Source organism: Microbacterium sp. LjRoot205 (genome assembly GCF_056175745.1).
In genome coordinates, this window is the sequence record NZ_JBGFFH010000009.1 from 1 (window position 1) to 11,445 (window position 11,445).

The following is an 11,445-nucleotide window of genomic DNA, read 5'->3' on the forward strand; positions in this document are numbered from 1 at the left end:
GCGCCGGGGCCCCTTCTCGCAGATCAGATCTCGATGAGGTCCTCGGACGAGATCACCGGAATCGCAGCGGTGATCGCCTCGAGTCCGGACAGACGCGCGGGCGACAGCTGCTTGATGACCTCTTCGCGCGACATCAAGCCGGCCTCGACGACCAGGTCGGCCACGTTCCGGTTGGTCAGGAGCGCGGTCTTGGCCAGAGCAGCCGCGGCAGCGTATCCGATGAACGGCGTGAGAGCGGTGATGACGCCGACCGAGGCGCCGACCATGGCGCCGAGACGATCGCGGTTCGCCGTGATGCCGTCGACGCAGTTGACGCGCAGCGTCCACATCGCCTGGCGCATCCAGGTGATCGACTGGAAGATCGAGTGAGCGATCACGGGCTCGAACGCGTTGAGCTGAAGCTGCCCCGCCTCGGCTGCCATCGTCACCGTCATGTCCGCACCCGCGACCGCGAACGCCACCTGGTTGACGACCTCCGGGATCACCGGGTTCACCTTGCCGGGCATGATGCTGGAACCAGCCTGCATGGCGGGCAGGTTGATCTCGCCGAAGCCCGCCTGCGGACCGGACGACAGCAGTCGCAGGTCGTTGCAGATCTTCGACAGCTTCATCGCGTTGCGCTTCAGCGTCGAGGAGAAGGACATGAACGAACCGGTGTCGCTCGTCGCCTCGACGAGGTCGGCGGAGGTGACCAGGTCGAGCTCGGTGATCTCGCGCAGGTGCTTCAGCACGGCGGGCGCGTAGTCGGAGTGGGTCGTGATGCCCGTGCCGATGGCCGTGGCGCCCATGTTGATCTCGAACATCAGTGACGCGTTCTCGGTGAGGCGCGTGTGGTCGTAGCCGAGGGTCGAGGCGAAGCCGTGGAACTCCTGGCCCAGAGTCATCGGCACAGCGTCCTGCAGCTGGGTGCGTCCGACCTTGAGCACGTCGTGGAACTCATGCGACTTGTGCAGGAACGAGATGCGCAGCAGATCGAGCTCTTCGAGCAATGACCGGAGCGTCAGCGACAGACCGATCTTGACAGCGGTCGGGTAGACGTCGTTGGTCGACTGGCTGCGGTTGGTGTGATCGATAGGCGACAGGAACGCGTAGTCGCCCTTCTCACGCCCGGCGAGCTCGAGCGCGATGTTGGTGATGACCTCGTTGGCGTTCATGTTCGTCGAGGTGCCGGCGCCGCCCTGGATCACCCCGACGGTGAACTGGTCGTGGAACTCGCCGTCGATCACACGCTGAGCGGCCCGGTCGATCAGATCGGCGCGCTCGGGGTCGAGGACCCCGATCTCGCGGTTGGCCCTGGCGCTGGCCTGCTTGACCATGGCCAGCGCGACGACGAGGTCGGGATAGACCGAGATCGGGCGCTTCGTGATCGGGAAGTTCGCGTCGGCGCGGGCAGTGTGGATCCCCCAGTACGCGTCGGCGGGAATCTCCATGCTCCCGAGAGAGTCGGTCTCGGTGCGGGTGGGGGCAGGCGCGGCAGAAGCCATGTCACATCCTTGTGGGTAGTGGCGAGTGTGTGGTGCGGGGGATGCTCCCAGTCTACGCCTGCGTGCATGCGCCGCCAGGGATACGACGGCGGGTCAGCGTTTGCGCGAGAAGGCCTCGAGTCGTTCGTCGGGGCTGAGTCGCGCCATCCTCTCGAGCCATTCCAGCGAGAAGTGATCTCCGGTCGGCGCGTCCGTCACGGGCACCACGGTGTGGGTGATCGTCTCAGGACGCACATGCACGATCTGGAAGGCCTGTGCGGCATCCATGCCGTTCACGTCGGCGGCAGGGCGCGCGACATTCATGGTGTAGCAGGTCGCCGAAGCCACGCTGACCGGCACGCCCGCGAACGTGCCGTGCGAGGAGTAGTGCAGGTGACCGGCCAGGATGCCGCGCACGTCCGTATCGCGGATGACCGCCGCCAGTTCGTCCTGGTGCCGCAGCTCGAGGATGTCGAAGAGCGGCAGGTGGCTCGGCAGCGGCGGGTGGTGCATCGCGAGCAGAGTGCCGTGCGGCGCCGGTTCACTCAGGATCTCCCCCAACCACGAGAGCTGACCGGCGTCCAGGTCACCGTGATGCCACCCCGGCACACTCGTGTCGAGCGCGATCAGTCTCAGCCCGTCGAGGTCCCATACCCCCGTCACCGGCTCCTGGGTCGGAGGCAGATCGAGCAGCCCCTCTCGCAGGGCCGGGCGCTCATCGTGGTTGCCTGCCACCCACACGATCGGCGCCGCCAGCTCTTGCGCGACGGGCTCCACTGCACGACGGAGCCGGCGATACGCGTCCGGCTCCCCCAGATCCGCCAGGTCTCCGGTGATGACGATCGCCGCCGGGTGCGGATGCACAGCCCTGATCGCCTCGAGAGTGCGGGCGAAGTTCGACTCGACGTCGAAGCGTCCGCCGAGCCGCACGCCGTTCGCCAGGAAGTGCGGGTCGCTCACGTGGATGATGACGTGACTCGCGGGATCATGGCGACCGAAGACGAACTCGCTGTCGGAAGGCACTGGCATGGTCTCAGCCTAGGCCGCACGGCGACATCGGACCATGACACCTCCACGGCAGCTGTAGTAGTCGCGATAGTGTGCTCGGATGGCGAAGAACGAGACGAGGCGACGGAACATCGCGGATGCGGGGCTGAGCGTCCTGGCGACGGACGGTTCTCGCGGGCTCACGCACCGCGCCGTCGACACGGTGGCCGGCGTGCCGGTGGGCACCACCTCGAACTACTTCCGCAGTCGGGATGCGCTCATCGAGGGCCTCGTCGAGCGGATCGGCGAACGTCTCGCCCCCAGCGACGATGACCTCGCCCGCCGATCATCCGAACAGCCGAGCAGGGAGCTCTTCGCCGACTACGTCAGAGACATCGTGCGTCGTCTGACCGACGACCGCGACGTCACGCTGGCGCTGTTCGAGCTGAGGCTCGAAAGCAGCCGTCGCCCCGAGCTGGCCGCCCTCCTGGGGGCATGGCAGCGAGCGGGCTTCGATGCGGATGTCGCGTTCAACACGGCAGCGGGGCTTCCCGGCGGCCGACGCGAGATCGCGCTGTTCCACTACGCGATCGACGGGCTTCTGCTCGATCGGCTGACGTCTCCGATCGATCCCGACACGTCGACCGACGAGATCGTGGACGACCTCGTCACCGGCCTTCTGCGCTGAATCCGGACGCCGCCGGACACTCCGGTCAGTGCCCGACGACGATGATCAGGATGCCGGCCACCACGGCCACCGCACACAGCGCGAAGCACCCGTAGGCGCCGTACAGCGCGATGCGTCGCTGCGCCTCGGTGAGAGGACTCTTCTTCGCCGCCTTGGCGGCCTGCTTCGCCGCCCGCTTGAGCTCCTTCTCAGAGATCACGGTGATGGCGTCGGTGAACTCCGCCGGACTCACGACCGGCGCGTGTCCGCTGCGGACCAGCAGACGCAGACCGAACGCGTAGAACGTCACCACGGCGCAGGCGCCGATCAGAGCGGCGAGGAACACCTGGACGAATGCGCCCCAGTCGATGCCGACACTCACTTCGACTCCTCGCTGTTCGTCTTCTCCGGGTTGTCCGTCTGCGTCACGACGCCCGTCTTCGGCGCCTTCTTCGCGGCCTTCGCCGCAGCTTTCGCCTTCGCATCCGATCTGGCCTTGGCCTTGGCCTTTTCTCGCGCCTCTGCGCGGGCCTTCGCCTCGGCCTTGGCCTCGATGATCCGCTGCTGCCTGCGCGTGGGCGGCGTCGTGTCCGGGTGCTCGATCGCGAGCCCCGACTCGGCGACGTCGCTCATCGCGTTCGCCGAGGTCACTGCATCTTTGCGTGAGCGCAGGAACAGGCCGATGATCACGGCGAGTGCGAGGACGGTGTCGATCGCGATGCCCCAGAGTCCGAGCCATGTGATCAGCAGGGCCGCGAGAGCGCCGACGGCACCTGCCGCCGGAAGTGTGAGGAGCCAGCCGATGGCGATTCGACCGGCGGTCCGCCAGCGAACCGTCGACCCCCGACGGCCGAGGCCCGAGCCGATGACCGAACCCGATGCCACCTGCGTGGTCGACAGAGCGAAGCCGAAGGCGCTGGAGGCGAGGATGGTCGCGGCTGTCGAGCTCTCCGCCGAGAAGCCCTGCGCGGGCTTGACCTCGGTCAGGCCCTTGCCGAGCGTGCGGATGATCCGCCACCCTCCGAGATACGTTCCGAGAGCGATCGTGACCGCACAGGCGATGATGACCCAGAGATACGGGTCCGCCTGCTCGCTGTTCTGCCAGCCGACCGTGATGAGCGCGAGGGTGATCACGCCCATCGTCTTCTGGGCGTCGTTCGTGCCGTGCGCGAGGGCCACCAGCGATGACGTGAAGATCTGACCCCAGCGGAAACCGTCCCGCCCGTCGGGCTTGCCGTCGTAGCGCCGGGTGATCGAGTACGCGAGCTTGGTCGCCGCGAACGCGATGATGCCGGCCGTCAGCGGGGCGATGAGTGCCGGAAGGATGATCTTCGACAGCACCATGCCGAAGTCGATGCCGCCGACCCCGACGCCGACCAGCGTCGCTCCGATGAGACCGCCGAAGAGCGCGTGGGACGAGCTCGAGGGCAGACCCAGGAGCCAGGTCAGCATGTTCCAGGTGATGGCGCCGATGAGACCGGCGAAGATCATCGGGAGGAACACGTCGCCCTGGATGGTGTCCTCGCGGATGATCCCGTGCGACACGGTCTTGGAGACCTCGGTCGAGAGGAACGCGCCGACGAGGTTCAGCACCGCCGCGAGAAGGACCGCTGTCTTGGGCTTGAGTGCGCCCGTCGCGATGGGGGTCGCCATCGCGTTGGCCGTGTCGTGAAACCCGTTGGTGAAGTCGAAGAAGAGTGCCAGCGCGATAACCAGCACGACGATGAGGGCTGCGGTTTCCACCGTTCGCTTTCGGTCGTTGAGGAAGAAAGGAGAGGTGTCGACGGGATCGACGTGACGAACGAAGAGTTCACCGTGGGTTTTACTTCCGTTAACCGGCCCCGGTAGATCCTCCCACCCTCTCGGGTACCGGTCAACTCGACCTGGGCTAGCGTGGAACTCGTGACTGATGCCCCGATCGCAGACCGCCGCTCGACCCTCCGCACGCACCACGGCGACACATTCGATGATCCCTACGAATGGCTCCGCGAGAAGGACTCCTCCGAGGTGATCGCACATCTCGAGGCCGAGAACGCCCACACCGAGCACGAGCTCGCACACCTGGCGGATCTGCGCGACACGCTCTTCCACGAGATCAAGGGCCGCGTGCAGGAGACCGACCTCTCCGTGCCGACGCGTCGCGGGAACTGGTGGTACTACAGCCGCACCGAGGAGGGCGCGCAGTACGGCATCCACTGCCGGACCGCGGCTGCCGAGGACGACTGGACTCCCCCGGTGCTGGAACCTGGCGTTGCAGTGCCCGGCGAGGCCGTGCTGCTCGACGGCAACGTCGAAGCCGAAGGGCACGAGTTCTTCTCGCTCGGCGCGTTCGACACCTCGGACGATGCGACGAAGCTGCTCTGGGCGACGGATTTCGAGGGAGACGAGCTCTATACGGTGCATGTGCGCGACCTCATCACCGGAGAGACTCTCCCCGATGAGATCCCCGACACCGGTGGCGCGTTCTTCACACCTGACGGAACCGGGATCCTCTACACGACCCGCGATGACGCGTGGCGTCCTGACACGCTGTGGCTGCATCGCCTCGGCACCCCGGTCGCGGACGACGTGAGGCTCTTTCACGAGCCCGACGAGAAGTACTGGCTCGGAGCCGGCATCACCCGCAGCCGCAGGTACCTCGTGATCGCTGTCGGATCGAGCATCACCAGCGAGGAGTATCTCGTCGATCTCGAGGGCGATCTGACCGCCGCACCTCAGATCGTCTGGCCGCGCCGTGAGGGCGTCGAGTACTCCCTCGAGCACGCCGTGGTCGACGGCGAGGACCGCCTCTACATCCTGCACAACGACGACGCGCTGGACTTCGAGCTCGCCTCGGTGCCGGCATCCGACCCGCAGGGAGACCGTCATGTGGTCCTCGCGCATGAACCGGGACGCCGGTTGCTCGGGATGGATGCGTTCCGCGATTTCGCGACGGTGGAGTACCGCCGCGAGGGGCTCGAGCGTGTCGGGCTGCTCGACTACGCGACCGACGCGGTGAACGACATCGTCTTCGACGAGCCGCTCTATTCGGCCGGCGTCAGCGGCAACCCGGAGTGGCACTCGCCGTTCCTCCGGCTCGGCTACACGTCGTTCGTGACCCCGGGGACCGTCTACGAGCTGGATCTCGCCACTCGGGAACTGCACCTGCGCAAGCAGGTCGCCGTGCTCGGCGGGTACGACCCTCTCGACTACGGGCAGAAGCGCGACTGGGCGACGGCATCGGACGGCACCCGGGTGCCCATCTCTCTCGTCTGGAAGCGCTCGTTCGGCGAGCCGGGCTCGGAAGTGCGACCTGTGCACCTCTACGGCTACGGATCGTACGAGCACTCGATCGATCCCGGCTTCTCGGTCGCGCGGCTCTCAGAGCTCGACCGAGGAATCGTCTTCGCCGTGGCGCACGTCCGCGGCGGCGGTGAGATGGGTCGGCAATGGTACGAGGACGGCAAGCTGCTGAACAAGCGCAACACCTTCACCGACTTCGTCGCGTGCGCCGAGCACCTCATCGAGCAGGGAGTGACGTCTCCTGAGCGCCTCGTCGCCGAGGGCGGAAGCGCCGGCGGGCTCCTCATGGGAGCCGTGACGAACCTCGCCCCCGAGCTCTTCGCCGGAGTCCTGGCGGCTGTGCCGTTCGTCGACGCGCTCACGACGATCCTCGACCCCTCGCTCCCCCTGACGGTGATCGAGTGGGACGAGTGGGGCGACCCGCTGCACGGTGCCGACGTCTACGAGTACATGAAGTCGTACTCGCCGTACGAGAACGTGCGGGACGGAGTGGACTATCCGCGGATCCTGGCGGTGACCTCGCTCAACGACACCCGAGTCCTCTACGTCGAGCCCGCGAAGTGGATCGCCGCCCTGCGCGTCGCCGGAGCATCCGACGCTCTGCTCAAATGCGAGATGGTCGCCGGTCACGGCGGTGTCAGTGGTCGCTACAACTCGTGGAAGGAGCGCGCCTTCGAGCTCGCCTGGATCCTCGACACGGTGGGCCTCGCCTCGGAGTGACGCTCGACACTCGGTGATCTGAGTTCAGGGCGACCGGCTGAGATCAGGACGCACCACACAGCATCAGCCTGATCTCGCGCTGTTCTCCTGCTTCCGACAGCCGCACTCACTCCTGCACATTCGGCGATTGATCCGATTCGATTCACATCAGAGCTGCCGGGTCCCACCAGAGGGCGTGCGGCTGCAGAGTGACTGCATGCGACTGGAGGACTGGCTTCGCGAGCGCGACGGAGCCGCACACACGACGGAGATCTACGCGGCTGGATTCAGCAGACACGCTGTCGCCTCGGCTGTCGACTCCGGGCGGATGCTGCGGCTCCGCCGATCTTGGATCGCATCGAATGGCGCAGTGCGCGGGCATCACGCATCGCTGCGGTTGCTGACGTCCTGTCCGATTCCGGGCTCGAGACCCACTTCGTCATCCTGATGCGCTCGATCGGGGTGGTCGTCGTCCAGCAGGTGTGGGTCGACGGGCACCCGCTGGATGCCCTGATCGGTGATCGCCTCGCGGTCCAGTTGGACGGATTCGCCCATCACAGCAGCGCCCAGGATCGACGGCGCGACATCGAGGCAGACGCTCGATTGCGCTTGCGCGGTTACGCCGTGCTCCGACTCGACTGTCACCAGGTGATTTTCCAACCACAACTGGTCCTGAACATGGTGCGTGCGGTGATCGCCCAGCAGTTGCATCGTCGGGGATGACTGGCGTCACCAACTGGGTTCAGGACGACCGCCTGAGATCAGGAGAGTTCAGTCGGAATCCTCCTGATTCGCGTCGGTAGCCCTGTTCTCGCCCTACACCCGTGCGGGGTGCCGAGAGCAGGCGGATGCCGACGGCACCGCCTGCTTCGGTCTCAGCCGAAGAGCGCTGCAGCCTCGTCGTAGCGGCTGCGGGGAACCGTGTTCAGCTCGCCCAGTGCCTCTGCGAACGGGACGCGGACGATGTCGGTGCCCTGCATCGCGACCATCTGGCCCCATGCCTTCTCGACGATCGCGTCGGCCGCGTGGAGTCCGAGGCGGGTCGCGAGCACACGGTCGAACGCGGACGGTGATCCGCCTCGCTGGATGTGTCCGAGGATCGTCGCTCGGGTCTCGATGCCCGTGATGCGCTCGATCGCGGGAGCGAGCTGATCGCCGATGCCGCCGAGACGAGGGCGGTTGAAGGCATCGAGGCCCTTGTCGCTGTAAGCCTCGTCCATGCCGAGCAGCTTGAACCCCTCGGAGACGACCACGAGCGGTGCACGACCACGGTCATGCGCGCTGGAGACGAGAGCGGTGATGTCATCGATGGACATCGGCACCTCGGGGATGCAGATGGCGTGCGCGCCCGCCGCCATGCCCGCGTGCAGAGCGATCCAGCCGACGTGACGACCCATGACCTCCGCGACCATGCAGCGCTGGTGCGAGTCTCCCGTGGTGCGCAGGCGGTCCATCGCGTCCGTGGCGATGTTGACGGCCGTGTCGAAACCGAATGAGTAGTCCGTGGCGCGAAGGTCGTTGTCGATCGTCTTCGGCACACCGATGACGTTGATGCCGTCCTTGGCGAGGCGGTCGGCTGCTGCGAGAGTGCCCTCGCCGCCGATCGCGATGATGCCGTCGATCTTGTGCCCGTACAGCGTCTTGGCGATGTTCTCGGCGCCACCGCGCTCACCCTCGTAGGGGTTCGTGCGACTGGTGCCCAGAATCGTGCCGCCGACCTTCGACAGACCCTTCACCTCGTGTCGGGTGAGGGGGAAGAAGTCGCCGTCGACCACGCCGCGCCAGCCGTCACGGATGCCGACGAACTCGAGGTCGTAGGTGGTGGTGCCCTTGAGCACGATGCCGCGGATGACCGCGTTGAGTCCGGGGCAGTCGCCACCGCTCGTCAGAATGCCGATCTTCATGCTTGCCTCAGACGGTTCAGGGGAAGGGGGAACAGGCGACGATGCCTGCGATCGACACTAGCGCTCCGAGCCGACCGGGCGCCATTCGAGACGATGAAAACCGGGGATCTTGCCGGCGATTCGAGACGATCAGCGAGAAATGAGCGAACATGTCACCGAACACCAGAAATCGGCGTCAAGAACCGAAGTTCTTAACGCCGATCTCCATGGAATCAAGCGTGTGTCACACGGCTCCGAGCGCCTCCCGGAGCAGATGCATGAGAGCGCCCAGCTGCACGGGCTCGGCGGCAGCCTCGTCGAGTGCCTCGCCGTCGAGCGCACGGGCCGCGAGACCCTGCTTCTGATCGATGAGCTCTGCGATCTTCGCGTCGATGGTGTGCGCCGCGATGATCCGCCAGGCGGTCACCGGCTCGTCCTGACCGATGCGGTGCACCCGGTCGATCGCCTGCGTCTGCTCGGCCGCGGTCCACGACAGCTCCGCCAAGACCACGTTCGACGCCGCCTGCAGGTTCAGACCGACACCGGCAGCGGTCAACGAGCACACCGCGATACCCACGGCGGGGTCGCTGTTGAAGTCGTCGATCGCCTGCTGACGGACGGTCGAGGTCTGGTCGCCGCGGATCGAGACCGACCGGATGCCGGCGGAGGCGAAGTGCGCCTCGGCCTGATCCATCACGTCGATGTGCTTCGCGAAGAACACGACCTTGCCCACGGAGCGCTGGAGCTGGGCCGCATAGTCGGCCGCCAGATGCGCCTTCGCCTGTCCGATGCGGCGCACCATGGTGAAGACGTTGTCCCCACCGGTGCCTGCGGCCTTCGACTCCTCGAGCTCGTTCTGAGCGACCAGGCGCACGATGTCCTGGTCGATCTCGCCCGGTGCGAGTCCGCGATCCCCTCGCGCCTCGATGATCCGCCGGTAGCGGGCGGCGAGCCGCTCGCCCAGCTCGCGCTCGGCCTGACGGATGCCGCGGCCGAACTCGTCATCCAGCTGCACCGGGAGGTCCGCGATGAGCTTGTCGGGCAGATCGGCTGCGACGTCCTTCTTCTTGCGCCGGACGATCCCCATCGAGATCACCGCTTCGCGGGCCTCCGGGTAGAACGCCTTGTCGGCGGGGGTGAAGCCGGTCGCGTCGAGCTTCTCCATCAGCTCCGGGCCCGGCTTCTCGCCTGTGGTCCAGCCGAGGAAGCGCCAGATCGCGTCGAAGTCCTCGACGTCGTTGATGAGCGGTGTGCCTGTGAGCGCGAGCATCAGGGGCTTGCCACCCGGAGTGCGCTCGCGCACGCGGTTCGCCAGCGACAGCACGTTCTGCGAACGCTGCGAGCTGAGGTTCTTGATGAAGTGCGCCTCGTCGACGACCATGCCGCGAAGACCGATCGAGGCGAGCCACGACATGTGACGGTCGAGGATCTCGTAGTTCACGATGAACACGTCGGCGAACGCGTCGATGTCGGTGCCGTCGCCCTGGATCACGGTCGCCCTGCGCTGCGGGGTCCACCGCTCGACCTCTCGCGCCCAGTTCATCTTCACGACGTTGGGCACGACGACGAGCAGCGGGTAGGCGCCGGCGACGGATGCGGCCAGCACCGACTGCGCGGTCTTGCCGAGGCCCGGTTCGTCGGCGAGCAGGAAGCTCCTGTGTCCTTCGCGCACCGCTTCGAGGAAGCGCGACTGGTGCACCATGACCTCGAGGCCCTTGGGAGAGAGGTGGTCGTACTCGGGGGCCGGCGGCAGGTCCATGCTCGCGGCTCCTCCCCCGGCTCCGGTCTCGAACGCCTTGTACAGGGGGCCCATGAGCTCCCAGCCGTCCAGGCGTCGACGCGGAGTCGTGGCGGCGCGCGGGGTGAGATCGGGGGCGAGGAACGGATTCGCCAGCTGGCGCGCCTCGACGGAGGGCGGTGTGACCTGACGCTCGGGGATCCCCGCGGACACCATCGGCGTCTGCACGGGAGCGACGTCCGCGATGATGAGCTCTTCGGGAGCGAGTTCCGCTCCCGACTCGAGCAGCCAGTCGCGTCGCATGCGCTTCGCAACAGGCGAGGTCGCCTGATCGGCCTCGAGAAGCTGGATCAGCGAAGTGTCGCGCGCTGCCGTCTTCGCAAGGATCGTCGCCACGCCGTCGAGCCGCTTGAGCAGCTCGGCGCGGGCGGCATCCGCGATCTCAGGATCGGCCTTGACTCGTGCGCGCTCTTCACGCACCAGGAACGCGATGACCTGGAACTTGACCCGGTTCGTGGGTCCGAGCTTTCCCCGCTGCGACTTCGCCTCGATCTCACGCACCTTGCGGGCGAGGATCGGGATGAGGGGTGCCTCATCGTCGCGACGAGACGTCTTCTTGCGCCGTGTTGCGGCGGTTGCCGTGGTCGGCATGCTCCTCCTGAGCGTGAAGGCCGGAGCATCCGTGGGATGCGTCGGCCGTTCTCGGTGTCCGCGTGTGGCGTGAGC

At 66.8% G+C, this 11,445-nt stretch carries 9 protein-coding genes; 3 read left to right on the forward strand and 6 right to left on the reverse strand.

Going from position 1 to position 11,445, the window contains the following annotated elements:
* Nucleotides 1-23 precede the first annotated feature (23 nt).
* Nucleotides 24-1,484, reverse strand: a complete 1,461-nt coding sequence (locus AC04ME_RS15630; protein ID WP_042541809.1) for an aspartate ammonia-lyase — start codon at nucleotides 1,482-1,484, stop codon at nucleotides 24-26.
* Nucleotides 1,485-1,577: 93 nt separating this feature from the next.
* The gene (locus AC04ME_RS15635) at nucleotides 1,578-2,492 is read right to left on the reverse strand and encodes a phosphodiesterase (RefSeq protein ID WP_311879311.1); all 915 of its coding nucleotides are present in this window, start codon (nucleotides 2,490-2,492) and stop codon (nucleotides 1,578-1,580) included.
* Nucleotides 2,493-2,571: 79 nt separating this feature from the next.
* Here AC04ME_RS15635 and AC04ME_RS15640 point away from each other — a divergent pair, with 79 nt between their 5' ends.
* On the forward strand, nucleotides 2,572-3,138 hold the full coding sequence (locus AC04ME_RS15640; RefSeq protein WP_309687823.1) for a TetR/AcrR family transcriptional regulator: 567 nt from the start codon (nucleotides 2,572-2,574) through the stop codon (nucleotides 3,136-3,138).
* 25 nt (nucleotides 3,139-3,163) lie between these two features.
* Here the strand turns inward: AC04ME_RS15640 and AC04ME_RS15645 are convergent, their stop codons facing one another.
* Both AC04ME_RS15645 and AC04ME_RS15650 read right to left on the reverse strand, forming a co-directional pair.
* Nucleotides 3,164-3,499: a peptidase gene (locus AC04ME_RS15645; protein WP_042541812.1), complete on the reverse strand. Its 336-nt coding sequence runs from the start codon at nucleotides 3,497-3,499 to the stop codon at nucleotides 3,164-3,166.
* On the reverse strand, nucleotides 3,496-4,860 hold the full coding sequence (locus AC04ME_RS15650) for an inorganic phosphate transporter (RefSeq protein WP_079112662.1): 1,365 nt from the start codon (nucleotides 4,858-4,860) through the stop codon (nucleotides 3,496-3,498). The genes AC04ME_RS15645 and AC04ME_RS15650 overlap by 4 nt, the downstream gene beginning before the upstream one ends.
* Nucleotides 4,861-5,019: 159 nt before the next feature.
* On the opposite strand from AC04ME_RS15650, the gene AC04ME_RS15655 reads away from it, so the two are divergent.
* Both AC04ME_RS15655 and AC04ME_RS15660 read left to right on the forward strand, forming a co-directional pair.
* Entirely contained in the window at nucleotides 5,020-7,119 is a 2,100-nt protein-coding gene (locus tag AC04ME_RS15655; RefSeq protein WP_475435919.1) for a S9 family peptidase, read from the forward strand.
* A 426-nt stretch (nucleotides 7,120-7,545) separates the two neighbouring features.
* The gene (locus AC04ME_RS15660; protein ID WP_475436151.1) at nucleotides 7,546-7,821 is read left to right on the forward strand and encodes a DUF559 domain-containing protein; all 276 of its coding nucleotides are present in this window, start codon (nucleotides 7,546-7,548) and stop codon (nucleotides 7,819-7,821) included.
* Nucleotides 7,822-7,973: 152 nt separating this feature from the next.
* On the opposite strand, the gene AC04ME_RS15665 is transcribed toward AC04ME_RS15660, so the two are convergent.
* Both AC04ME_RS15665 and AC04ME_RS15670 read right to left on the reverse strand, forming a co-directional pair.
* Entirely contained in the window at nucleotides 7,974-9,002 is a 1,029-nt protein-coding gene (locus AC04ME_RS15665; protein WP_042541814.1) for an ATP-dependent 6-phosphofructokinase, read from the reverse strand.
* Nucleotides 9,003-9,225: 223 nt separating this feature from the next.
* Nucleotides 9,226-11,370, reverse strand: coding sequence for a DEAD/DEAH box helicase (locus AC04ME_RS15670; protein WP_042541815.1), 2,145 nt, complete (start codon nucleotides 11,368-11,370; stop codon nucleotides 9,226-9,228).
* Nucleotides 11,371-11,445 lie beyond the last annotated feature (75 nt).